Source organism: Flavobacterium sp. (assembly GCF_049590715.1).
GTDB lineage: Bacteria > Bacteroidota > Bacteroidia > Flavobacteriales > Flavobacteriaceae > Flavobacterium.
The window spans coordinates 1-24,962 of sequence record NZ_JBAWDL010000020.1 but is presented as its reverse complement, the minus strand read 5'-3'; the positions used below and the strand labels follow the sequence as shown (position 1 = coordinate 24,962).

At 32.6% G+C, this 24,962-nt stretch carries 20 protein-coding genes and 2 pseudogenes; 2 read left to right on the top strand and 20 right to left on the bottom strand.

From position 1 onward, the window contains the following. Positions 1–99: 99 nt before the first annotated feature. The gene (locus WBQ70_RS01050) at positions 100–924 is read right to left on the bottom strand and encodes a MotA/TolQ/ExbB proton channel family protein (protein ID WP_423909336.1); all 825 of its coding nucleotides are present in this window, start codon (positions 922–924) and stop codon (positions 100–102) included. 371 nt (positions 925–1,295) lie between these two features. Here WBQ70_RS01050 and WBQ70_RS01045 point away from each other — a divergent pair, with 371 nt between their 5' ends. Continuing rightward, positions 1,296–2,828 carry a helicase HerA-like domain-containing protein gene (locus tag WBQ70_RS01045; protein ID WP_423909334.1) on the top strand — a complete coding sequence of 511 codons (1,533 nt, stop codon included), beginning with the start codon at positions 1,296–1,298 and terminating at the stop codon, positions 2,826–2,828. Between the two features lie 72 nt (positions 2,829–2,900). Here WBQ70_RS01045 and WBQ70_RS01040 read toward each other — a convergent pair. The 17 genes and pseudogenes from WBQ70_RS01040 to WBQ70_RS00960 all read right to left on the bottom strand — a co-directional run bounded on the left by WBQ70_RS01040 (position 2,901) and on the right by WBQ70_RS00960 (position 22,189). Next, positions 2,901–4,241, bottom strand: a pseudogene (locus WBQ70_RS01040) (FAD-dependent oxidoreductase). Between the two features lie 164 nt (positions 4,242–4,405). Further along, positions 4,406–4,834 (bottom strand): glycine zipper family protein, encoded by a 429-nt coding sequence (locus tag WBQ70_RS01035; protein WP_423909331.1) that lies wholly within the window; start codon positions 4,832–4,834, stop codon positions 4,406–4,408. A gap of 174 nt (positions 4,835–5,008) precedes the next feature. Beyond that, positions 5,009–5,496, bottom strand: a pseudogene (locus WBQ70_RS01030) (kynureninase); the annotation flags it as partial. Positions 5,497–5,780: 284 nt separating this feature from the next. After that, positions 5,781–6,830 (bottom strand): tRNA preQ1(34) S-adenosylmethionine ribosyltransferase-isomerase QueA, encoded by a 1,050-nt coding sequence (gene queA / locus WBQ70_RS01025; protein ID WP_423909328.1) that lies wholly within the window; start codon positions 6,828–6,830, stop codon positions 5,781–5,783. 188 nt (positions 6,831–7,018) lie between these two features. Further along, positions 7,019–8,242, bottom strand: a complete 1,224-nt coding sequence (gene aroA / locus WBQ70_RS01020) for a 3-phosphoshikimate 1-carboxyvinyltransferase (protein ID WP_423909325.1) — start codon at positions 8,240–8,242, stop codon at positions 7,019–7,021. A 151-nt stretch (positions 8,243–8,393) separates the two neighbouring features. Further along, the gene (locus WBQ70_RS01015) at positions 8,394–8,720 is read right to left on the bottom strand and encodes a nucleotide pyrophosphohydrolase (RefSeq protein WP_423909322.1); all 327 of its coding nucleotides are present in this window, start codon (positions 8,718–8,720) and stop codon (positions 8,394–8,396) included. A gap of 83 nt (positions 8,721–8,803) precedes the next feature. Continuing rightward, on the bottom strand, positions 8,804–10,306 hold the full coding sequence (locus WBQ70_RS01010) for an ATP-binding protein (RefSeq protein ID WP_423909320.1): 1,503 nt from the start codon (positions 10,304–10,306) through the stop codon (positions 8,804–8,806). A 9-nt stretch (positions 10,307–10,315) separates the two neighbouring features. Next, positions 10,316–10,699, bottom strand: coding sequence for a hypothetical protein (locus WBQ70_RS01005; protein WP_423909317.1), 384 nt, complete (start codon positions 10,697–10,699; stop codon positions 10,316–10,318). Continuing rightward, the gene (locus WBQ70_RS01000) at positions 10,686–11,096 is read right to left on the bottom strand and encodes a hypothetical protein (RefSeq protein ID WP_423909314.1); all 411 of its coding nucleotides are present in this window, start codon (positions 11,094–11,096) and stop codon (positions 10,686–10,688) included. Before WBQ70_RS01000 ends, WBQ70_RS01005 begins: the two co-directional genes overlap by 14 nt. Then, entirely contained in the window at positions 11,093–13,513 is a 2,421-nt protein-coding gene (locus WBQ70_RS00995; protein ID WP_423909311.1) for an aminotransferase class I/II-fold pyridoxal phosphate-dependent enzyme, read from the bottom strand. Before WBQ70_RS00995 ends, WBQ70_RS01000 begins: the two co-directional genes overlap by 4 nt. A 151-nt stretch (positions 13,514–13,664) precedes the next feature. Beyond that, positions 13,665–14,117 carry a D-aminoacyl-tRNA deacylase gene (dtd, locus tag WBQ70_RS00990; protein WP_423909308.1) on the bottom strand — a complete coding sequence of 151 codons (453 nt, stop codon included), beginning with the start codon at positions 14,115–14,117 and terminating at the stop codon, positions 13,665–13,667. Beyond that, positions 14,117–15,094 (bottom strand): ribosome small subunit-dependent GTPase A, encoded by a 978-nt coding sequence (gene rsgA, locus WBQ70_RS00985; RefSeq protein WP_423909339.1) that lies wholly within the window; start codon positions 15,092–15,094, stop codon positions 14,117–14,119. The genes dtd and rsgA overlap by 1 nt, the downstream gene beginning before the upstream one ends. A gap of 130 nt (positions 15,095–15,224) precedes the next feature. Then, positions 15,225–16,304: a chorismate mutase gene (locus WBQ70_RS00980; protein WP_423909305.1), complete on the bottom strand. Its 1,080-nt coding sequence runs from the start codon at positions 16,302–16,304 to the stop codon at positions 15,225–15,227. A 113-nt stretch (positions 16,305–16,417) separates the two neighbouring features. Further along, positions 16,418–17,269 (bottom strand): prephenate dehydrogenase, encoded by an 852-nt coding sequence (locus tag WBQ70_RS00975; RefSeq protein WP_423909302.1) that lies wholly within the window; start codon positions 17,267–17,269, stop codon positions 16,418–16,420. Between the two features lie 149 nt (positions 17,270–17,418). Then, complete coding sequence (locus WBQ70_RS00970) at positions 17,419–18,564, bottom strand: aminotransferase class I/II-fold pyridoxal phosphate-dependent enzyme (protein ID WP_423909300.1); 1,146 nt, start codon at positions 18,562–18,564, stop codon at positions 17,419–17,421. Positions 18,565–18,569: 5 nt separating this feature from the next. Then, the gene (locus WBQ70_RS00965; RefSeq protein WP_423909297.1) at positions 18,570–19,415 is read right to left on the bottom strand and encodes a prephenate dehydratase; all 846 of its coding nucleotides are present in this window, start codon (positions 19,413–19,415) and stop codon (positions 18,570–18,572) included. A gap of 365 nt (positions 19,416–19,780) precedes the next feature. Then, positions 19,781–22,189 (bottom strand): glycoside hydrolase family 2 TIM barrel-domain containing protein, encoded by a 2,409-nt coding sequence (locus WBQ70_RS00960; RefSeq protein ID WP_423909294.1) that lies wholly within the window; start codon positions 22,187–22,189, stop codon positions 19,781–19,783. Between the two features lie 396 nt (positions 22,190–22,585). Here WBQ70_RS00960 and gldA point away from each other — a divergent pair, with 396 nt between their 5' ends. Continuing rightward, on the top strand, positions 22,586–23,482 hold the full coding sequence (gldA, locus tag WBQ70_RS00955) for a gliding motility-associated ABC transporter ATP-binding subunit GldA (RefSeq protein ID WP_423909291.1): 897 nt from the start codon (positions 22,586–22,588) through the stop codon (positions 23,480–23,482). 75 nt (positions 23,483–23,557) lie between these two features. Here the strand turns inward: gldA and WBQ70_RS00950 are convergent, their stop codons facing one another. Together WBQ70_RS00950 and WBQ70_RS00945 are read right to left on the bottom strand one after the other, a co-directional pair. Further along, entirely contained in the window at positions 23,558–24,088 is a 531-nt protein-coding gene (locus tag WBQ70_RS00950; RefSeq protein WP_423909288.1) for a hypothetical protein, read from the bottom strand. A 127-nt stretch (positions 24,089–24,215) separates the two neighbouring features. Beyond that, the coding region (locus tag WBQ70_RS00945; RefSeq protein ID WP_423909286.1) for a methylenetetrahydrofolate reductase at positions 24,216–24,962 on the bottom strand (747 nt) is incomplete at its 5' end.

Sequence of the window (24,962 nt, the reverse complement as noted above, 5' to 3'; positions counted from 1 at the left end):
TCACACATGGCAGTCATATCCGTAGATGTTGACTTTTTTTTCATTTTTATTTTAGCCATTCTTTTTGTTTTTTATTTGATACAATAAATATCAAAATTATTATTGTTTCAAACTTCCTCTGAATTTTCTGTAAGTATTTACAATTGTAGTACCTGCTTCATCAATTGAATAAGTTAAATCATCAATTTTAGAAGTAAATAAGTTATAAGCAACAATTGCCAAAATTGACGTAGAGATACCTGTTGCTGTATTAATCAAGGCCTCAGAAATACCAGTCGCAAGAGCCGCTTGATCAGGAGTACCAGCACTAGCCAAAGCACCAAAAGCTTTAATCATACCAGATACCGTTCCTAATAATCCTCCTAATGTACCTAAAGACACTAACGAAGAGATAATAGTCATATTTTTCTCTAACATTGGCATTTCAAGAGAAGTAACCTCTTCAATTTCCTTATGAATTGTTTCAGATGCTTCTTCACTATTGAAACCTTCTTTTTTAACATCTTGGTATTTAACCAAAGCAGCTTTGATAGCATTAGCTACAGAACCTTGTTGTTTATCACAAGCTAATTGAGCTCCATCAATATCACCTTCTTTAATACTTTTTTGAACATTTGCCATAAATTTATCTAAATTACCTTTTCCAGCAGCTTTAGAGATAACAAAATATCTTTCGATTGAAAAAACCAATACCATCAATAACATACCTAACAATACTGGTACAATAAATCCTCCTTTGTATACTTGTCCTAAAGTATTAATTGGGTGACCAGTCTCTGGATTACCACCTTCAAAATTATCAGCAGAGCCCATAATAAATTTCCAAATAAGAACCCCTACAAATACACATGCTGCAATGATGAAAAATGAAACCATCCCACCTCCATTTGATTTACTTTCTGCTTTAACTTTAACGTTTGCCATTTTTTTTAAATTTTAATGTTTTAAATAATTTATTTCAGTTGTAATTAACTTGTCGTGTAGCAAATTTATATGTTTAGTTCAAATAAAAAAACTTTTTTTTATTTCAATCGCGTTTTATCTACTGTAAAAAAAAGGATTTTACCATAATACAAGGCAATTAAAGGGATATTCATAAAATACAACCATAAAAATAATGCAAATTTTATCTTTTTATACTTTTTTAAACTAATTTAATAAAAATACTTACTCTGATTTTTAACCCAATATTTCTATTATTAACAATAAAAAACAATAAAAATTGCAGTAAACATTAATTTTGCCTATTTTTAAAAACCACAACAACCATGTTAAGACAACATTAAATTTACATTATGGATAATAAAAATAGCTTCTCAAAACACATAAATGAAGGATATTTTTGTAAAGGCGAAAGCATAATAATCGGCGGGGGTATACTAGAAAACGAAACTATTATTGACACCCATGTAAAAATTCCTTTAAAGACTTTAAACAGACATGGTTTGATTGCAGGAGCGACAGGAACAGGTAAAACCAAAACCATACAAGTATTGTCCGAGCAATTATCACAAGTAGGCATTCCTGTTCTTATGATGGACATCAAAGGAGATTTTAGTGGAATAGCAAAAGAAGGGGAAGAAAAAAGTTTCATTACGGAACGTCATGCAAAAATTGCTCTACCTTATACTATAGCTAAATTTCCAGTAGAATTACTTACACTTTCTGAACAAAACGGAGTACGTCTTCGTGCCACAATATCTGAATTTGGACCTGTATTATTCTCTAGGATTTTGGATTTAAATGACACTCAATCGGGAGTTATCTCAATCATATTCAAGTATTGTGACGACAACAAAATGCCTTTATTAGATTTAAAAGATATTAAAAAAGTCATTAATTACATTACTGAAGAAGGAAAAGAAGAAATAACTGAAAGTTATGGCAAAATCTCTACCTCGACTACAGGAACCATTTTAAGAAAAATCATAGAACTAGAGCAACAGGGAGCTGATTTATTTTTTGGTGAAAAATCATTTGAAATAGATGATTTAATGAGAATAGATGAGAACGGAAAAGGGTTTATCAATATCATTAGATTAACAGACATTCAAGACAAACCTAAATTATTTTCTACTTTTATGTTAAGTTTAATGGCTGAAATATACCAGCAAATGCCCGAACAAGGAGACGTAGGAAGGCCTGAACTAGTCATTTTTATTGACGAAGCACATCTTATTTTCAAAGAAGCAAATAAAGCTTTATTAGATCAAATTGAAACTATTGTAAAATTAATTCGTTCTAAAGGCATTGGAATTTATTTCATTACTCAAAATCCCATGGATGTTCCAAGCGGAATACTCGCTCAATTAGGTTTAAAAATTCAACACGCATTGAGAGCTTTTACTGCTAATGATCGAAAAGCTATAAAACAAACAGCAGATAACTACCCAACTTCAGAATTTTACAATACAAGTGAAGTATTAACTAGCTTGGGAATTGGAGAAGCATTTGTTACTGCATTAAATGAAAAAGGAGTACCCACACCTCTTGTTGCGACAATGTTAAGGGCCCCAATGAGTAGAATGGATGTTTTGACTGAAAGCGAAGTTCAAGAAATCAATAATCAGTCAAAACTTGTCAAAAAATATAGCGAACTTATTGACAGAGAGAGCGCATATGAACTCTTAAATAAAAAAATAACAGAAACAGAAAAGCTAGCAAAACAAGAAGCTCAAAAAAAAGAAGAACTTAAAACTACAAAAAAACAAGAGACGCAAGGTCCTAGCACTACAGAAGTGGTAGGGAAATCAGTTTTAAAAGTATTAACAAGCGCTACTTTTATAAGAGGTTTTTTTGGTATTTTATCCAAAGTGATGAAAAAATAATTTTTTTTTAAAACAAAACAAAAGACTGGTATACTCCTAAAAAACGCACAGTCTTTTGTTTTTATGTCAGTTTTACAATACGTTAAGTAATTCTAAAATTTTGTTCTCCACTAATTTACTATTCCATAGTTTTTCAATATTATCTATATCAAGAATCTTTTTCATTATTTCATCTTGTTGATCACCAATAACTAATGCTTCAGCATAAGGTCTATCACTGAATGTTACTCTACAGTATAATGGCATCGATGCTTCAGGATATTTATCTGAAAAATGCTTTTCTATTTTTTTTGTAAAAGAAATTTCTCATCGGCTGTTTTGGTACTCATTTCTATAAAATTACGATACGATAATTCAGCTATAGCATCGGCATCAGGTTTTCTTATATCTTGGTAATCCAAGAAAATCGTTTCCCAGTCATCACCAAGTTTTTCCATTATCTGAGACAGAACCATAACATCTTCAAAACCCGCATTTATCCCTTGTCCATAAAAAGGCACAATAGCATAGCAAGCATCACCAATTAAGGCTACCTTATCAATATATGTCCATGGAAAACATTTCATTGTTACCAAAGTACTTATTGGGTTTTTGAAAAAATTTTCGATTAACTTTGGCATCACTTCAATGGAATTAGGAAAGTTTTTGGCAAAAAAAGCCTCAACATCATCTATATCTTTAAGTAAGTCAAAAGAATTTTCTCCTTCAAAAGGCATAAAAAGGGTACACGTAAAACTTCCATCGAGATTAGGGAATGCAATCAACATGTAATCTCCACGAGGCCAAATATGAAAAGAGGTACTATCTAATTTATGTGAATCATCTGGATTAGCAGGAATATTTAATTCTTTATATCCTAATTTCAGAAATTATTGAGAATAATTAAACATGCTTTGACGTTGCATACGATGACGAATTCTAGAAAAAGCACCATCAGCACCGAAAACAATATCATATTTAAGTTCTTCCCAAACGCCTCTTTCCGTTTCCCCAATATGTAAGGTTGCTTCTTTTAAAGTAACATCCCATATTTTTTGTTCAAAGAAAAACTCAGCACCAGATTCTTCAGCTAAGTCAATCATCTTACGATTCAAAATACCTCTAGAAATAGAATAGATCGCCACTCCTTCTTGACTGTAACTTGAAACTTTAGAGCATCTACTAAATGAATGGCACGCTTATCCATGGGCAGTGCTAATTCCCGAACTGCATCCCCTACATCTACACCATCTAGAGCTTTCCATCCCCGATTTGACATCGCTAAATTTATAGATCGTCCAGAAAACTCAATTTGCCTAATATCTGGACTTCTATCAAATACATGAACAATATGCCCTGCTTTTCGCAAATATATTGCAAGTAAAGAACCAACTAAACCTGAACCAAAATAGCTATTTTTTTAGGAGTTTGCATAATACCACTTAAATTAAGTGAAAGTGAAATTTTCAATCATCAAGGAGACTACATTCAAAAGAAGAAGATTTCAAGATACAAAAACTTTATTAATGGTAAAAAAAATGTTTGAATATCATATTTATGATATTCAAACATTTTTAATAACGATAATCAAAACTGATTTATTTATTTTTTTTACTTCCATCAATTATAGCACCAGTTCCTGCACCAACTCCCGCTCCTGCTAAACCACCAATAATTGCACCTTCCCCTTTTTTACTACTAACAGCAGCGCCCGTTATTGCCCCAACACCTGCACCAATTAAGGCTCCTTTGGCAGCAGAACTCATTTTTTTCTTTTCAGTAACCGTGGTCGTGGTCGTATTTGTTGATGTTGCAGGTTGATTTACAACAATAACTTCTTTTTCTGCTTTCACACTCGCTTTAGCCTTATCCATTTCTAGATTCATGGAGTCAATCACTTTTTGCTTTTCCATAGCCATTCTCATAGAGTCTACAGTTACTTGTTTTGCTTCCTGAATACTCATTTCTCCTTGATGTTTACAAGAAAAAATAGCCAATGACAACAATGTTACATACATTAACTTCATGGTATTTATTTTTTTAAAAATTTGTAATGCTCTAAATTACACTTAAATGATCAATATATTTTATATAATTTAAACTTACTATTATAAAATTACATAAAAAGAAAAGCTAAAAGCAATCTTTTTTGTATTCCTGATTTTAAAATTTGACCAAAATCAAACATATCTTCATAATTAGCCATCGCGACGTTTTACCTCAACAATAGCTTCCTCAGGCGTATAACCGTGAAAATGCACTTGACTTTGCAACATGTATTGATCAGAAGGAAACGCTTTTTTCTCACAGATAATTTTATATCGGTTTTGAGTAGGGCGATAAAAGGAAACCATCATCAGATGCAAATTAACCGTAAGAGTATTCATCACCGTAACTTCGGAAGGGAGACAACCAACGATTTTACTCAGTGGTTTTGCAAAACGTTCTTGATAATCACACCAAGGTTTGTGGGCATAAAAATGACCTTCAACGCCTAATTCTGCCCAATCATTCATAATTTCATCTACATAAGATTTTGTTCTTTTGAGCTGCAAGCCGAGAGAGTTCCCTGCGAAATAAACCACCTTCTTCCCGTCTACTTTGGAAAAATGAATTCATCTTTATACTTATGAAGTGAATCTTTAGAATCGAGTTCGTGCACGAATACTCTAGTGTTTTCGAAAGTCATGTTTACTATTTTGGCAGGTTAAAAATAGTACAGATTTTTGATAGTTGATTTATGACTACCGATTTGATTTAGACCAATCGATAAAAGATTGATGCTATTTCAAATGTAGTTCCTTTGAAATTAAAAATAGTTAATAATAATGCACAACTATTTTTATTGAAGATGGGATTGTGTTAAGGATGGAAAATGGAAAGCTTAAACTTGTAATGTACATCCCGCAAACGCTCATAAAAAAATCTCGCCATTGCTGACGAGATTTAGTGAATTAACCTTTATGTGAATGATTAGATGATTAACATCGCATCACCATAAGAGTAAAATTTATATTTTTCGGCGATTGCTTCATCATAGGCTTTACGCATTAAATCGTGACCACAAAATGCTGAAATCATCATTAACAACGTTGATTTTGGTGTATGGAAATTTGTAATCATACAAGTTGCTACACTAAAATCGTGAGGTGGAAAAATGAATTTATTTGTCCATCCTTCAAAAGGATTTAAAGTACCATGTGAAGAAACAGAACTTTCGATAGCACGCATAGAAGTAGTTCCAACAGCACAAATACGTTTCTTTTTAATTTTAGCTTCGTTTACGATATCGCAAGCTTCTTGCGTAATTTTCAACTCTTCTGAATCCATTTTATGCTTAGACAAATCCTCTACCTCAACTGGATTAAATGTTCCTAAACCAACGTGTAATGTCACTTCTGAAAACTGCACACCTTTGATTTCTAATCTTTTTAATAAGTGTTTAGAGAAGTGTAATCCTGCCGTTGGAGCTGCAACAGCACCTTCTTCTTTAGCATAAATAGTTTGGTATCGTTCTGCATCCTCAGGTGTTACCTCTCTACTAATATATTTTGGGATTGGAGTTTCTCCAAGTTCTGTCAATTTATTTCTAAACTCTTCGTAGGAACCGTCGTAAAGAAAACGTAACGTTCTACCACGAGAAGTAGTATTGTCAATTACCTCAGCTACTAATGAGTCATCATCACCGAAATACAATTTGTTTCCGATACGAATTTTACGAGCAGGATCCACCAACACATCCCATAAACGTTGTTCAGCGTTTAATTCTCTAAGTAAGAAAACTTCGATTCTTGCACCTGTTTTTTCTTTGTTCCCGTATAAACGAGCTGGAAAAACTTTGGTATTATTCAGAATCATTACATCACCATCATCAAAATAATCGATAACATCTTTGAACATTTTATGCTCGATAGTTTGTTTTTTACGATCAATAACCATTAAACGGGCTTCGTCTCTATTTTCTGCTGGAAATTCAGCTAAAAGTTCTTTTGGTAAATCAAATTGAAAATGTGATAATTTCATTCTTAAATTTTTAGATTTTAGATTTAAGAGTTAGGATTCTTTATATAAATCCGTAATAACTTTTAAATCGTGTGCAAATATACTATTGTGAGATAGGCGTTGTCAAGTGTTTTAGTGTTTATTTTTGTTAAAAGACACTTAATCAAATCTAAACAGTCCAAAAGGCCAACAAACTATCAGTTTTATTTTTAAATTTCGGTTTGATTAAAACCTAGTTTCTTCATGTCCACCCAAAAATCAGGATATGATTTTGAAACAACTTCGGCATTTTCGATGATAATTGGCACTTTTAAAGCTAAAGGTGCGAAAGCCATTGCCATACGGTGGTCATTATACGTTCCGATTTTGATATTGTGATTGATTATATCAGAAGCTACTAATGTCAAACTATCATTAGTTACTGAAATATCAGCTCCTAATTTAGTCAACTCAATGCGTAAGGCTTCCAATCTGTCGGTTTCTTTAATTTTCAATGTATGTAAACCTGTCAAATGGCAACCTATTCCTAATCCAAGACAAGTTACTACGATGGTTTGTGCAATATCTGGTGTATTGTTTAAATCCAAGTTTAAAGTTTCAGGTTTGAAGTTAATATCCTTTGTAAGTGTCAAGGTATTATTTTCGAATTGAGAAACAACTCCCATTTGTTTGTAGATTTCAACCAAGGCTGAATCTCCTTGCAAACTATTTTCTTTATAACTACTAATTCTTATTGAAGCCGTATCAGACAAAGCTACTAAACTAAAAAAGTACGAAGCCGAACTCCAGTCTGACTCTACCACCATTTCTTTAGTACAGACTTCTGCCTTAGGAAATACTTTGATGGTATTGCCTTCAAAACTTGTTTTAATATCCAAATCATTTAGCAAAGCCAATGTCATTTTGATATAAGGAACAGAAGTAATTTCACCAACAAGGTTAATTTCGATTCCGTTTTCTAATTTAGATGCGACTAACAAAAGAGCCGAAATATATTGACTACTTACATTAGCTGGAATATTCACTTTCGAACTTGTTATTTTTTGCCCTTTGATTTGAATAGGAGGATACCCTTCTTCTTTTTCATAAGCTATAACTGCTCCCAACTGCGTTAAAGCTTCAACTAAAACCTTAATAGGTCTTTCTTGCATTCTTTGCGAACCTGTCAAAACTACTTCACGCCCGTCATTTACAGCAAAATAAGCCGTAAGAAAACGCATAGCGGTACCAGCATGATGAATATCTACTATTTCATCATTACCTTTTAAGGCTTTTTGCATTACTTCGCTATCATCAGAATTGGAAGTATTTGCTAAAGTAATATTTGGGAATAAAGCTTGTAATAATAATAAACGATTGGTTTCGCTTTTAGAACCAGTAACCGCAATAGTTGCTTGTAAATTAGCGTGGGAAGTTTGTAACAGTAAATTCATCGTGGAAGTTATGAGTTGTGTGTTATGCGTTAAAGGTTATTTATTATGAGTTAAGGATTATGTATCAACTTAAACCTAAACAATTGAAACAAATATTTTCGGGGCGCAATTTACCACTCCTCGCTCACAATTCATAATTCAAAACTCATAATTATTTTAATTTTTCATTGTTTCTGTGACGATCTTTATCACGCACGGATTTTAAATCCATTTTTTTATCAAAAGCAGCCTGTAAATCAATCCCCGTTTGATTAGCTAAACACAATACCACAAAAACCACATCGGCTAATTCTTCGCCAAGATCTTTGTTTTTATCCGATTCTTTTTCAGACTGCTCTCCATAACGGCGGGCTATGATTCTGGCCACTTCACCTACTTCTTCTGTAAGCTGAGCCATATTTGTCAATTCGTTAAAATAGCGAACACCGTGTTCTTTTATCCAAGTATCTACGTCGAGTTGAGCGTTTTTAAGATCCATTTTTTTTTACTTTAAATTATTTACGATTTAGCAAAATAATACTAAAAACGGTTTTGAAAGCACCATTAAAATTAAATATTCTTTCACTCATGAACTAATTCAATGATAATGCGGTATAGTTCTTCTGGCTCAAAAGGTTTAGAAACATATCTATTTATCCCAACAGAATTACAAATTTCAACAACAGCACCTGTTACAACTGCTGACAATGCAATAATAGGAATGTTTTTCTTAGTATTATCTTCTAAATTACGAATGGCAGTAGAAGCTTCGTATCCATCCATAATAGGCATCATAATATCCATCAAAACAATATCAAAATCTCCCTCTATAACTGCTTGAACTGCTAATTTTCCATTAGCTACAGTTATACATTCCAAATTGAATTTTGAGAGTACTTTTTGTACTAAAATTTGATTGATACGATTATCTTCTGCCAAGAGCACTTTAATTCTTTTACTCTCATCCACCTCAATAATGGGCTTACTTTTCTCAATATACAATTCAGAACCAGACAAATAATAATCACTCTTAGCAAAAGGCAAGGTTACTGTAAATTTAGTACCAACATCAATTTTACTTTTAACACGAATTTTACCATTCATAATCGCAATAATTTTCTTTATGATGGTTAACCCTAATCCTGTACCTCCATACCTTCTTGCATTATTATCACTCACTTGAGTGAAAGGATTGAAAATTGTTTCCAGCTTATCAGTTGGAATTCCTATTCCAGAATCTTGTATGATTATTTTAATTAAATAAAAATCATCTTCTTCATCTTCAAATTTAATTTTTAATCTAATCTTCCCTCTTACATCAGTAAATTTAATGGCATTACTGATTAAATTAAACAAAATTTGAGAAACTCGAATGGAGTCTCCATTAAGAATTGTAGGGACTTTTTTATCAATTGAAATTTTAAAATCAATTCTTTTCTTTTCAATTTTATCCAAAAAAGTATCATGAATCAATTGAGTCAATTTAGACAAATCGAATGGTTTAACGAAAAGGGTAATTTCTCCAGATTCAATTTTGGCTAGATCTAAAATATCATTGATAATTACCAAAAGAATATCTCCTGACATCTTGATATAATCCAATTGTTTTTTACCCTCTGAATCCAATGATGCATTATTTAACAATAAATCGGTAAATACTAAAATACCGTTGAGTGGAGTCCGGATTTCATGACTCATACTTGACAAAAACTGATCTCTTGCTTTTGCTAAATGTTCGGATCGTTCTTTTTCTTCAACTAATTTTATATTAATTGTTTCTAATAAACTTTTAGAAACCATAACCTCTTTTAACTCTTCAATATAAGTATTAAACCCCATGCAGAAAACATCTAATTCATCTTGAGCATCCGAAATAGGTAAAAAACTAAAAAAGTCGCCAGAATAACATTCTGAAATCTGATCAATAATTACATTAGTTCTATTTTTTTTGGATTCAATTTTTTTGGACAAATAAAGCAGCTCTGTATGCACATCATCTAAACTATCACCATAGGTAATTTGTTCTTGAAACTCATCTGCATTAATAGAACGAACCAAAGCTAATATTTCTTCCAGTTTAGACATAATACTAATTTATTGTTTTATGTTTTGTTTTTTTATATCATTAAGCCAAAGCAAAGCTTCTTTTTCCGAAGTAAAAATTTTTACAGGAATTTTTGTTTTTCTTGATGAAATAAAAACTTTAGCCATAAACTTTATTAAATGGGAATTTACAACCATAGCGCAAGCATGTAATAATTCTTGACCATTTTCATGAAGAAAAGTGCTAGCTTCATTCGAAATAAATTTTACTCCTGCAAGATTCATACACCAATATTGACATTCACTATTAGATATAAGACATCTTAATTCTACAAATTTTTTTGATTCTTCCAATGTTAATCTAATAGGTTTTTTAAAACTACTAAACAACATATCGTTTTCTAACCACAACTTGATATAATCATTTTCTACCATTATGATGATTATGTTTTTCGTTATTCACTTTTATCTCTTTCAACCATTCAGCAGCTTTTTCTTTGTTTGTGAATGCTTGAAACGGAATTTTTGATTTTTTTAATTTTAAAAAGGCATTGAATAAAAATTTATGAATATGTGAATTAATAACTATAGCACAAGCAAATAAAAAATCTTGACCATAGACATCCACATAATCTCTACATTCTTTAGGAAAATCTTTGGCTTCTTTTACATCATAACACCAGTATTGATTAATATCATTAGAAATAGCATGTCTCAATTCAATGATCTTTTTAACTTTATCTAAATCTAAATTTACATTAAGTTTGAATTTGCTATACATAATCCCATCGACAATCCAAAACCTAATAAATTCATTCTCTAATTCTTTCATTTCGTATTACTTTTCATATTCGAAAACGACTCAATTACTTCCATGTTAAAAGTATCATCTAATTTAACAAAAGCATACAAAGGTATTGTATTTGCTCCATATTTTTGTTTTTCATAATCAGCAGAATACCCTAAAAACACCTTTTCTTTTTTTAAAGAATTTGCTCTTTTTACCAGTTGAAAAATGGCTTGCTTATACAAATTCATTGACTCAACATACTCATAATTCAAACCCATAATTAAGGGTGAGTAATGCGTGTCCCCTTTGTATGACCACACACAGCAGATGGTTTCATCACCGCCTTTTAATTTAATATCCATAAATTCCCATTCTTCATATGTAGACAGTATTTGAGTTATCTTGGGTGGATATTTAAAATAATTAACGGCATAATTATCCTTTTTTACATTTTGAAATAAATTATAATAATGTTCCGCTTCTTTACTACTTATTGTTTCTTTAAAAGTAATATCGAATTGGTCTTCATATTTTAATACATACCTTTCAATATTTCTTTTATTATTTTTTGATGGAATTTGCTTAAGAAAATCTTCGTTTGTTTGCCAACTTTGAATTGGAATTATATTCACATTAGGCATATTTATTTTGACAAATCCTTCCTTTTCAAAATACTCAATGTATTTGAAATCGGACTGAAAATCTCTTAAAAAAACTACTGTTGCATCGGTAACTTTTTTTAATTTTTCAACTTCTTTAAAAAAAGCACTAAAAACCTCATTGATTGAAGCGTGTTTCTCATTAACAAAAAGATGGTTTCCTTCAGTAAATAGCGAACCCATAGCCAATGTTTTTGAACATAAATAATAAGGATCCTGTTCTCTTTGTTTTTCGATTTGCATAGAAATATTTTCTAAAGATAACATGTCGTCTTTATAAAGTCCACTTGTAAAAAATGTAGCTAACAAAACTTCATTATTTTTATCTTTGATGATAACATAATGAAAACCCCAATTTTCTTCTAGTTTTTCGTTATTACTAAAAATCTCTTCAAGACAACGTAAGCCATTGTGCGAATAACTACCATTGTCTTTGAATAGATAATCCCATAAATGAATGTCTATTTCATCAATATGATTATATGTCTCTACAAAAATGTTTCCTTTTTCTATTAATTTCTCAACATTCTTCCCTTTAAATGGAACATTGAAAGTCTTATATATTTTCTCTAAGTCTTCCTTTTCTTCATCTACGGCTATATAAAAATTACGACCTATGGAATCCACTAACGTATCAATATGTTCTTTTGTATTATGTCTAGTAAGTGTAAATCTCAAACCTGTTTTGTCATTTGGAACAACTGGAAATGTTGCTGTATTCACATACAATCCATCGGATAAAACGCGTTGAACCAAATTTTGTGCTACTTTCACAGAACCGGTTCCTATAAAATAAATTGGTGTTTCATTTGACGAAGTATTCGTCAAATTGAGTTCTTCTAATTTTATATTCAAGTACTCCATTGAGTCTTTCAACTCTTTTTGGTACGTATGAATTTGATCAGAAAGCATAAGTTCTGCAGACCCTATTGCTGCTCCCACATTAGCAGGAGATAAAGGATGCGTATAGGCCAGAATCCCTCCATAAATATTAACTTTTCTATGCATTTCTGAATCATTAAAAACAGCAATTCCTCCAATACAGCCGAAACCTTTAGCCAAAGTACTCATTAGTATCACCCTTTCGCTTTGCTTAAAATGTTCGAATACACTTCCGCTACCATTTATTCCTGTCCATCCCACACCATGAGCATCATCAAAATATAAATGAAGTTTTGGATATTTTTCTAATAAATAAAGAAGTTCTTTTTTATTTGGTAAATCACCATACATAGAATACACCCCATCGGCCATATACCAAATTTTCTCATATTGATTATACCCTCTTTTGATAAATTCTTCTAACATTTCCATACTGTTATGGCGAATCATTTTCACCATCGTACCTTGCAATTTTGCAAATTGACAAGGATATTGCACACTATAATGTACTTGTTGATCTAAAATAATTAAATCACTAGGTTGGATAATAGTCCCTATCACTGATTGATGAGCAACGGAAGTTGAAGTAAAAGTTATTACAGGATGATTATCAAAAATTTTACTAATTAAGTTTTCTAGTTCATCTTGATAAGATGCTTTAACATAGGTTCTTGAAATGGAAAAATGGGAGCCATAACGATCTAACAAATCATGACTTTTAGCCAAAATATGTGGATGCTTTTCCAGACCTAAATACCCACAAGTACCAAAATTGATTAAATCCTTATCATTTATTTTTAAGAACTCTCCATTAAACGCTTCTTCCTGTGAAGAAAGATGCATTACGTTATTTTTTTTTGCTGTAGTTGCAACATGATCAATTACATCATAAGTACTTGTGTGTTTTATTTTTGCCAAAATTTCAAGTTATTAAATTAGTAGATTTAGGGGAAATCTCATTCAATTTTATCAAATGTAAAAAATAAAACACAATTAAAACATTCAATATCCTTTTAAAAATAAAATTTAAAAAAAAAAAAAAACGTTTAATTTTATCAAATCAAAGCCTTCACTCTCTATTCTTACTATCAATAATAATAGTTACAGGCCCATCATTTATTAGACTGACTTTCATGTCTGCGCCAAAGATGCCCGTTTGGATTTTTTTACCCATTTCCAGTTCCATTTTTCGAACAAAATTTTCATATAACGGAATGGCGATTTCAGGTTTTGAAGCTTTACTATACGACGGACGATTGCCTTTCTTTGTAGCGGCATGGAGTGTAAATTGACTAACTACAATCACCTCTCCATCAACATCTTGAACTGAGCAGTTCATTACTTCCTTTTCATCGCCAAAAATTCTAATTTTGGTTATTTTACCTACTAACCAATCAATATCTTCTTGAGTATCGGCATCTTCAATACCTACTAAAACCAGTAGCCCTTTTTCGATAGAAGCGATTAATTTTTTATCAACGGTTACAGTAGTTTCGGCAACTTTTTGTAAAACAACTCTCATTAGTTTCTCAATTCATCACTTTGTTTTCGATCCTCATCGTAGATATCGGTACGGTAATTTTCATCATCTCCTTCTAATATCTTCAAGTAACTATTGTATCTAGACCAAGCAATTTCATCATTTTCTAATGCCGCTTTCACCGCACACTTAGGTTCTTCTTTATGCAAGCAGTTATTAAATTTACATTGGTCTTTGAGCTTGAAAAATTCAGGGAAATAATCACTGATTTCACACTTCTCCATATCAACAATTCCAAAACCTTTAATTCCAGGTGTATCAATGATTCTCGATCCAAAAGACAAGTCATACATTTCAGCAAAAGTGGTAGTATGTTGCCCTTGTTTACTAGCTTCAGAAATTTGTTTTGTTTTAAGATCTAAAGTTGGTTCTAAAGCATTAACCAATGTTGATTTTCCAACACCTGAATGTCCTGAAAACATACTTACTTTATCTAGCATTAGTGCTCTTAACTCTTCAACTCCTTTCTTCTGCGTAGAAGAAACACGAAGACATTGATACCCTATTTCTTGATAAACATGTTGCATATACAATTGCTCATCAAGCGTAGCCTCATCAAAAGTATCGATTTTATTAAACACTAAAATAGTCTCAATCCCATAAGCCTCAGCAGTAACTAAAAAACGGTCAATAAAATTAAACGTAGTTGGCGGATTATTTACCGTAATCAACAAAAACACACAATCAATATTAGCCGCAATAATATGCATTTGATGTGACAAATTCACTGACTTCCGAACAATATAATTCTTCCTATCATGAATATTATGAATTGTTCCAGTGACTTTATCAGATGACTCTTCCAGTTCATAATCCACATGGTCACCCACAGCTATAGGATTGGTACTCTTGATACCTTTCATCCTAAACTTTCCTTTTATTCTACACTCTATAAAATGGCCTTTATCAGATTTTACCGTGTACCAGCTTCCTGTTGATTTATAAACGATTCCTGTCATGGGCACAAAGATAATTTATTGTTTAAAGTTTGAAGTTTAAAGTTTAAAGTTTTTTTTAATCAGGATGAAATAAAAAATCCCTTCAACTAAAAAAGTTGAAGGGATTTTAATATTATGAATCAAACATAAATTATCCGTTTATAACTTTCTCTTGATGACCAATACTTTCTTGATGAATTTCTTTGAATAATTTTACAATAAATTCTTCAGATAATCCTTTTTTAGCTCCAGCAGCAACCATTTTCTCTTGGATTTCGTTCCAACGAGTGTTTTGTAAAACTGCAACGTTATTGTCTTTTTTCACTTGACCAATTTCGTCAGCAACAGTCATGCGTTTTCCTAACAACTCCAAAAGATTTTGATCCAATACATCGATATTAGCTCTCAATTTTGTCATTTTGTTTTCAAAATTGCTATCGCCACTTACTTTTCTCACTTTCAAATCTTTGAAAATTTGCTTCAAAGCATCAGGAGTAACTTGTTGTGCAGCATCAGACCAAGCGTTATCTGGATCGATATGCGTCTCGATGATCATACCATCATAGTTTAAATCCAATGCCTCTTGCGTTACATCAAGAATCATTTCACGGTTTCCTGTGATATGAGATGGATCAATGATTAATGGTAAATCAGGGAATTTATTTTGCAATTCAATAGCAATCTGCCATTCTGGAATGTTTCTGTATTTAGTTTTTTGGTACGTAGAAAATCCTCTGTGGATTACTCCTAAGTTTTTGATACCTGCCATATACAAACGCTCTACACCACCTAACCATAAAGCCATATCTGGATTTACTGGGTTTTTGATCAAAACGATTTTATCAGTTCCTTTTAATGTATCTGCAATTTCTTGAACTGCAAATGGATTAGCTGTTGTACGAGCTCCAACCCATAATACATCAATATCATGCTCTAAAGCTAATTTACAGTGTGCTGCAGTAGCAACTTCAGTACCCATCAACAATCCTGTCTCAGCTTTTGCTTTTTGCAACCATTTTAATCCAATTTCTCCAACACCTTCAAATCCTCCTGGACGCGTTCTTGGTTTCCAGATACCTGCTCTGAATACACTTACATCAGAATCTTTCAATTCATGTGCAATTTTCAATACTTGTTCTTCAGTTTCAGCACTACATGGTCCTGCAATTACAAATGGGTGTTCCAATTTGAATGCGTCCAACCAATTTCTCATTTCTTTACTATTCTCCATTTTTTCTTGTTTTTAGTTCTCCTTGACATCCCAAATTCGACGAAAAGGGACACAAAAGTATTATTATTTATTTGATTATTTTATTTATTCTATTATTATATGGTAATTAAACCTTACTTTTTCAATCCATTAAGGATTTCTTTAATCTTGTTGACACTTTGCATTTCACTAAAAATAGCTTCATAATCATCTTGAACCAACAATTCTTTAAATTGAGTCAAATTCAAAATATATTCTTCTAATGTTTCAATCACCTGTACTTTATTCTGTTTAAAAATTGGTGTCCACATTGCTGGGGAACTTTTTGCTAATCGCACAGTACTCTCAAAACCAGAACCCGCCATATCAAAAATATCTTGTTCATGCTTCTCCTTTTCAATCACCGTTTTCCCCAGCATAAACGAACTAATATGTGATAAATGCGACACATAAGCAATATGTTTATCATGCGATTTTGGATCCATATACCGAATACGCATTCCTATGGCCTTAAACATTTCCAATGCTTTTTCTTGCAATTTGAAAGTTGTTTTTTCAACTTCACAAATAATATTTGTTTTCCCTTCAAATAATCCTTTGATTGCTGCTGAAGGTCCTGAAAATTCAGTACCCGCAATAGGATGAGCAGCAATAAAATTGCGTCTTTTTGGGTGGTTTGCCACCGCTTCGCAAATTGGGCTTTTAGTCGAACCTACATCAAAAACGATGGTTTGCTCACCTACTAAATCTAAAATCTTTGGCAACAACGTCAAGCAAACATCTACAGGAACAGATACAATCACCACATCAGCGTTAGCAAGAGCTTCCAAAGGTGCTGTTTTATCCACAACTCCAAGCATCAAAGCTTCATTCAAATGATTTTCGTTACTATCCACTCCATAAACAGTCGCTTCTGGGTATAGCGTTTTAAAGTCCAATACCATCGAACCTCCAATCAATCCTATTCCAACCACGTATATATTCATTTCTATTTTTATTTGGAGCTAATCCTGCTATCCGCTATATCTTTTTCTGGCAAAAAAGCCAGAAAAAGGATGCCGCTCCTATCAGGGCTATGACATCTCGTTCATCAACATTATTTGATTTCAAAAATCAAAAATCGTTACTCTTCAAGCTAAAATCTCTCGATTGCTTCTTGAATTTTTTCTTCTTTAACACACAAAGCAAATCGAATATATCCTTCTCCATTACTTCCAAAAATAGTCCCTGGAGTAATAAACAATGACTTCTCATGTAATATGCCATCAATAAAATCCTCAGATGATGTAATCCCTTCTGGCAATTTTGCCCAAACAAATAAACCAACACCCTCTTTATATACTTTACAATTCAACTTTTCAGCTAATTGTTCTGTCAAAATTCTTCTTTTAGCATAAACAGCATTCATAGAATCAAACCAAGCCTTATCGCTTTTTAAAGCTGCAATCGCTCCTTTTTGAATCCCGAAGAACATGCCGCTATCCATATTACTTTTTACTTTCAAAACCGCATCAATACATTCCGCATTTCCTGATACCATTCCAACACGCCATCCTGCCATGTTGAAGGTTTTAGACAAAGAGTTCAACTCTAAAGCTATATCCTTTGCACCTGCTACTTGCAACAAACTCATAGGATTATCATTCAAAACAAAACTATACGGATTATCATTCACTAATAGTATGTTGTGTTTTTTAGCAAAAGCTATCAATTTTTCGAACAAAGCAATGCTTCCTCTGGCTCCCGTAGGCATGTGCGGATAGCCAATCCACATGATTTTCACTTTTGATAAATCTAATTCCTCTAAAGCTTCAAAATCAGGTTCCCAATTATTCGTTTCTTTCAAATCATAATAAACTGGAACAGCACCCACTAAATTCGTTACCGAAGTATACGTTGGATACCCTGGATTCGGAATTAAAACTTCATCACCTTCGTTCAAAAAAGCCAAAGAAATATGCATAATTCCTTCCTTTGACCCCATTAAAGGCAAAATCTCAGTGGCAGGATTCAAGGCAACACCAAAGTTGTTTTGATAAAAATCCGCCATACTGCTACGCAATTCTGGCAACCCTTGATAGCTTTGATATCCATGTGCATTTTCATCCTGCATCGCTAATTGAACCGCATCAATCACTGCTTGCGACGGATTCAAATCGGGACTTCCAATTCCCATATTGATAATAGGCTTGCCTTCGGATGCTAACTGCCTTACCTCTCTCAATTTAGATGAGAAATAATATTCTTCAACAGTATTCAAACGTTTTGCTAATGTAATCATTGGTGCTATTTATTATTAGCCGTTAACGGCTTTGTATTTTTATATTCTCCTAACACTTTAAAATATTCTGCCATGATGGTAATCAATGCTTTTGTTTTGGCAAAAGCCGCATAATCTTCAAAAGTCACATCCACAAAAAATGAATATTTCCAAGGGGTTTCTATTTTTGGCAACGACTGAATTTTTGTCAAATTCATTTTGCAATCACTCATCACGTTCAAAACTGCCGCTAGACTTCCTCTTTTGTGATCCAACTCAAATTTGATTGAAGCACGATTAATATCTTTTTCAGCTACAAACGAGTTTTCTTTATTAATAATCACAAAACGTGTCATGTTATTTTTGATCGTTTGTATTTCAGGAGCAATGATTTCTAAATCATACATCTCTGAAGCTACTCTACTTCCTATTGCTGCAATACCTTTCAACTGGTTCACTTGAATTCTACGAGCCGTTTCTGCGGTATCTTTATCTTCTACGATTTTAATTTTTGGATATTTTTTCAAATATTCCATACATTGTAGCAATGCCATCGGATGAGAATGTACTTCTAGAATATCCTCCATTTTTTGACCTTTTAAAGCCATTAGATTTTGATGAATATTCAAGTAATGTTCTCCTATAATGTGTAAGTTATTCTTATCAATCAAAGCATAATTAGGAATAATAGGCCCTGCAATCGAGTTTTCAATTGCCATAACTGCTTGATCTGATTTTCCAGAAAGCAGGCTATCTACCAACTCTTCAAAGGACAAACATTCATCAATATCCACAGCCTCATCATAGTATTCACGTACCACCTGATGATGGAAAGAACCTTTTATCCCTTGTATTGCAATTTTTGTTCCCATAAACTCAAAAAAAAATCCTGATTTTCATCAGGATTGTATATTATTTTTATTTGTTTCTTAATTTTTCAAATAACCATAGCACAACCCTTACTTCTCGTTAAAGAAGAAAAAATAAGTGTTGCTAAAATAAAATCGGTTATTAGACATTGTGAATGCTTTAAATGTAAATTTATGTTGCAAATGTAAAACTTATTTTAAAAGCATACAAAAAAACACATCACTATTTCAATAAAAAAAGGAATATTTATAAAAAGAAGCTTTGATTATGTGAAAATTCAAAAACAAGGTACAAAATCAGTCTTCAAATGACTATTTCATAAATATTATGTTGTTACAACTAAAACCTTAATTAAGATTATCTGCTATTATTTAACTAAAACCGTTACAGAAGAGGTTGAAATCCCTTTTGAACGAACTTTCAAATTCATCTTACCCTTATTTTCCTTGGCACGAATTACGCATAGTGCTTTTCCTTTATAAGTGCTTTTTTTCTCCTTTAACCTAAAGGCATCTTGACATGTAATATCGCCATTGGCCAAAGCTAAAATCTCACCATTCCCTTCAAGTTCAAACTCTAATTCTTCATCATCATTAGTAATTAGATTTCCCTTAGCATCTACTATACTAATTTCAACCTGAACAATACCATAAACACTAACTGCTTTTTGATCGGATTCTAAAATGATCCGCGCTATCTTACCCGTTGTTTTAATTTCATATTCACAAACAGCCTTTCCATTGATTAATCCTACGGCACGCAACGTACCTTCAGCATAATTTACTTTTCTCCATTTCATAATCCAATTAGGGAAATCGGACAATTTTTGATTTCCAATTTTTTTTCCATTCAAATACAAATCTACAGATTCACAATTGGTATAGGTTACCACATCGACTTGTTTTTCCTTGATTAAGTTCCAGCTTTCATTCATTGGAGGCCAACCCCAACGTCCCGAAGTTGAAAAGTCGTCAGCATCCCCTTCATAAACGGCAATGTGCACCATAGGTTTTTCAGACCAAAAAGCTTCATACAGAAAAGAACTTTCTTTTCTGAATCCTGCCAAATCAAACAAACCACTATCCGATCCTATCTTTGGCATTTTCTTGGCTTCACCCAAATAATCGATCCCTACCCAAAGAAATAATCCCATATTATTGCTATTATCGATAACATCAAGCCATGGTGAACGTTCTAAAGTTGCAAATCGTTTTTCCAACTCACTATTGAAATAGGTGTAACTCTCAGTACTTACAAAAGGTTTTCCCGGTTTTCTATCCGCAATTAACTTACACCATTGCTCCCCATAATTAAGTGCTATCAAATCCATATACGTACAAGTTTGCATTATATCATCTATCTTTTGATTCACAGGTAAATCTTTCCCTCTTTCCATTCCTGAAATCACAGGACGAGTGGGATCTAACGTACGTACAAATGCACCATAGGTTTTCATTCCCTGATTCTCATCTTCACTTCCAGGAGGATGGTTTTCGTTTCCTACGCTCCATATCACTACAGAAGGATGGTTGCGGTCACGACGAATGGTTTCACCAAAATTCTTTTTCCATTCTTCGGCAAAACTAGGGTCAGTATATGGGATGTCAAAAAATGGATTGTTAGATTTCTTGTCTTCAATTTCGCCATCATCCCACTTATCCACAAACTCTTCCATGACTAAAAACCCGAGTTCGTCACATATATCCAAAAATTCAGATGATGGAGGATTATGTGCCGTTCTGATAGCATTACATCCTATATTTCTTAAATTCATCAACCGGCGTTTCCAAACTTCAATAGGAACTGCTGCGCCAAAAACTCCACCATCCTGATGCAAACACACCCCTTTTAACTTTATATTCTCGCCATTAATAAAGAACCCTTTTTCAGCATCAAATCTCAAATCTCGAATTCCAAAACGTGTCTCATATTCATTTACAACACTACCATTGATTTTTAAAAATGATTTAGCAACATAAATTTTTGGAGTTTTTGGAGACCATACTTTGGGATTGGTAATAGTAACCATTTGATCAACCTCACCATTTCTAAAATTCCCAATCATATAGTCCGTACTTACACGACCCACTTCTTTATTATTGTCATCAAAAACAATTGTTTCTAAAATGGTTTTTTGGGCTTTCGCTAAATTCACAATGGTAGTTTCAATCACTACTGTCGCTTCTGATTTTGACACTGTTGGCGTCGTAACATAAGTTCCCCAATTAAGAATGTGTGTAGGATTACTAACATTTAACCAAACATTACGGTAAATACCTGAACCTGAGTACCAGCGACAATTGGGCTGAATAGAATTATCAACTCTTACGGCGATGGTATTATTTTGTCCAAAACGAAGTAACTCGGTAATATCAAAATAAAAACTAGTATAGCCATCATGTTGCGCACCAACAGGAAAGCCGTTAACCCAAATTTTGGAATTTTTGTAAACACCATCAAACTGGATTTCGATATGTTTGCCTTTGTCTGATTCTGGCAAACTAAAGTTTTTTCTATACCAGCCTATCCCTCCTGGAAGCCAAGCATTACGTCCACTATTGTTTTTACTAAAATCAGCTTCAGCACTCCAGTCATGTGGAAGGTTTAATTTTTGCCAATCTTTATCTTTAAATTTACCTGCCGCATATTTTATACTATCTGTCAAACTGAATTTCCAGTTGGCATTAAAATTGACTTTATGAGGAGAATTTTGCGCAAAAACTCCTTGTGTAAAAACACAGAATAATAACAAAAGAATAGTTTTAAAAATTTTCATTATGTAGTTACTTGTTAGTTGGTTTGATAGAAAAAGACATCGTTCCATATAAATATTTTAATTTAAGCTTAGACCTAGATTCCTAATCAAAAGTTCCGCTTTTATTTGGTTGACTTGTTTGTCAGCGTAAAAAAAATGTTCTTGGTAGTAAATATATTCTTTTATAAAAGAATTTGCATGAATGGAAGAAGCGTCATGCTTTATAGTGACGACAGTAAACCATAAATATTTAGCGAATAACAGGACGACGTACCAAAAATAAAATATTTTTTGAACCACAATAAAAATTGTCTTTCTTTTGGTATAGTGCCATGCCTAAATGTTTATTATAAATTTAGAATCGAAAAACTAAATTCAATTATTTTCTGTTTACTTTTGCATACAAATAAGAAAACCATGTCAATAGAAGTAAATAATATATCTAAGAGTTACGGTGCTCAAAAAGCATTGGATAGTATTTCGTTTTCGGTAAAAAAGGGAGAAATCGTAGGTTTCCTTGGCCCAAATGGTGCTGGAAAATCAACTTTAATGAAAATATTAACTACTTATATTTCTGCTGACCAAGGAGATGCCATTGTAAATGGTCATAATGTAATTGAGAATCCAAAAGCGGTACAACTTTCAATTGGTTATTTGCCAGAACACAATCCGTTGTATTTGGATTTATACATTCGGGAATACCTTGCTTTCAATGCAGATGTTTATAAGGTTGCCAAAACTAGAATCGAAGAAGTAATTCAGTTAACAGGTCTAAGTTCTGAAAGTCATAAAAAAATTGGTCAGCTCTCTAAAGGATACCGCCAGCGTGTGGGACTTGCTAACGCCTTATTGCACAATCCTGATGTTTTAATTTTGGACGAACCCACTACAGGATTAGATCCCAACCAGTTAATCGAAATTAGGAATGTGATTAAAAATGCAGGAAAAGACAAAACTGTTTTCCTTTCTACTCATATTATGCAGGAAGTGGAAGCGATTTGCGATCGTGTAATTATTATTGATAAAGGAAAAATCGTTGCTGATAAAAAATTAGACCATTTAATCTCCGAAGATAAAAAACAAATCATTGAAGTTGAATTTGACTATAAAATCGAAGAACAAGCGATTGCAAAAATTGAAAATTTAGTTTCTTATAAAAATACGCATGACATGACTTGGGAACTTACTTTTCAATCAGAAAAAGACATGCGTCCAGCGGTTTTTGATTTTGCTACTGCGAATGGTTTGAAAACATTACAGCTTAATCAGAAAAACAAAAACTTGGAAGCAATTTTTAGGGAGATAACTAAGTAGTAATTAGTGAAGAGTAACTAGTTATTAGCACTAAACTTGAAAAGCATCGTCTCTTATCTAGAAACGATGCTTTTTTTAGTTATTATTTAATTCTATTTCCTTTATCGAATATTTTGACAAACTTAATTCCCTCTGAACATAATTTGACCAATTATTTCCTCCGTATTTATCTTCACTTAAAACAGGATGTTTATAATAAGGATGTTTGTCTACATCATTTAGGGTTATTGTTAAAATAATATATTTCGGGATTTTTTGAAAATCTTGATCAGTTGAACTTTCTATCTTTCCTTGAAGTGCATTAGCTAATGACTCAGCTATATTTTCAGGAATTTTATCTTTTAAATAAAATGAAATCTTCCCTGTCTTAAGAGTTTCATAAGATGGCATTGCACAACTACTTTTAAAATCAGAAGGAGGACAAGATTCGATTGTGTATGCCTTTATTTCATAAGGTAAATTTTGGAAAAACAAGCTTAATGGCTGATTTTTAAACTCTTCCACATTATCAACAAACTTTCTTTTTAAAAAAGAAATGGTGTCCATTTTGCTTTGAGAATACAAATTCAATGTAAAAAACATCAATAAAAAAATCTTTTTTTTCATTATCAAATATTTTTAAATTAAATATTCTTATAAATTCAAATGTCTTAGCCCAGATAGCAGTGGAAATCCTTTTTATATCTCTTTTTTGAGATATAAAAAGATTGAAACGAATAGCTGGATAAAGCTCCTAAAAAACTTCCTTAGCTATATTATAAATATTATCTGATTTCCCCATCGAGTAATAATGTACGCAAGGCGCACCAAACTCGATCAATTCTTTGGACTGTTGCACAGCGAACTCTACTCCTATTTGACGAACGGCTACATTGTCTTTGGCTTGTTCGATAGAAGTAATTAAACTCTCCGGCATATCCAACCAAAAAACCTGTGGCAATAGTTGCAAATGACGTTTCACAGCAACAGGTTTAATTCCTGGAATAATAGGCACTGTGATTCCGATAGCACGAGCAGCTTCAACGAATTTAAAATAACGTTGGTTATCAAAAAACATTTGAGTTACCACGTAATCTGCACCCGCATCTACTTTTTCTTTTAAGCGTTTCAAGTCCGCTTCAAGACTTGGTGCTTCGATGTGTTTTTCAGGATAACCTGCAACACCCACACAAAAATCAGGTGCGCTTGCCATAGGCAATGTATCATGCAAAAACTTGCCATTATTCATCGCTTTGATTTGTTTTACCAATTCAGATGCATAGGCATGACCGCCTTTGCAAGGTTCAAAATATTTTTCCCCTTTCATTGGATCACCGCGTAGCGCCACCAAATTGTCAATTCCTAGGTAGTGACAATCTACTAACAAATATTCGGTTTCCTCTTTAGTAAATCCACCACACAATACGTGTGGAATAGCATCTACTCCATATTTATGTTGGATAGAAGCGCAAATCCCAACCGTACCTGGACGCATACGGGT

Coding starts and splice junctions, on each gene's coding strand:
- WBQ70_RS01050 (WP_423909336.1), bottom strand. CDS start 924: ATGGCAAACGTTAAAGTTAAAGCAGAAAGTAAATCAAATGGAGGTGGG.
- WBQ70_RS01045 (WP_423909334.1), top strand. CDS start 1,296: ATGGATAATAAAAATAGCTTCTCAAAACACATAAATGAAGGATATTTT.
- WBQ70_RS01035 (WP_423909331.1), bottom strand. CDS start 4,834: ATGAAGTTAATGTATGTAACATTGTTGTCATTGGCTATTTTTTCTTGT.
- queA (WP_423909328.1), bottom strand. CDS start 6,830: ATGAAATTATCACATTTTCAATTTGATTTACCAAAAGAACTTTTAGCT.
- aroA (WP_423909325.1), bottom strand. CDS start 8,242: ATGAATTTACTGTTACAAACTTCCCACGCTAATTTACAAGCAACTATT.
- WBQ70_RS01015 (WP_423909322.1), bottom strand. CDS start 8,720: ATGGATCTTAAAAACGCTCAACTCGACGTAGATACTTGGATAAAAGAA.
- WBQ70_RS01010 (WP_423909320.1), bottom strand. CDS start 10,306: ATGTCTAAACTGGAAGAAATATTAGCTTTGGTTCGTTCTATTAATGCA.
- WBQ70_RS01005 (WP_423909317.1), bottom strand. CDS start 10,699: ATGGTAGAAAATGATTATATCAAGTTGTGGTTAGAAAACGATATGTTG.
- WBQ70_RS01000 (WP_423909314.1), bottom strand. CDS start 11,096: ATGAAAGAATTAGAGAATGAATTTATTAGGTTTTGGATTGTCGATGGG.
- dtd (WP_423909308.1), bottom strand. CDS start 14,117: ATGAGAGTTGTTTTACAAAAAGTTGCCGAAACTACTGTAACCGTTGAT.
- rsgA (WP_423909339.1), bottom strand. CDS start 15,094: ATGACAGGAATCGTTTATAAATCAACAGGAAGCTGGTACACGGTAAAA.
- WBQ70_RS00980 (WP_423909305.1), bottom strand. CDS start 16,304: ATGGAGAATAGTAAAGAAATGAGAAATTGGTTGGACGCATTCAAATTG.
- WBQ70_RS00975 (WP_423909302.1), bottom strand. CDS start 17,269: ATGAATATATACGTGGTTGGAATAGGATTGATTGGAGGTTCGATGGTA.
- WBQ70_RS00970 (WP_423909300.1), bottom strand. CDS start 18,564: ATGATTACATTAGCAAAACGTTTGAATACTGTTGAAGAATATTATTTC.
- WBQ70_RS00965 (WP_423909297.1), bottom strand. CDS start 19,415: ATGGGAACAAAAATTGCAATACAAGGGATAAAAGGTTCTTTCCATCAT.
- WBQ70_RS00960 (WP_423909294.1), bottom strand. CDS start 22,189: ATGAAAATTTTTAAAACTATTCTTTTGTTATTATTCTGTGTTTTTACA.
- gldA (WP_423909291.1), top strand. CDS start 22,586: ATGTCAATAGAAGTAAATAATATATCTAAGAGTTACGGTGCTCAAAAA.
- WBQ70_RS00950 (WP_423909288.1), bottom strand. CDS start 24,088: ATGAAAAAAAAGATTTTTTTATTGATGTTTTTTACATTGAATTTGTAT.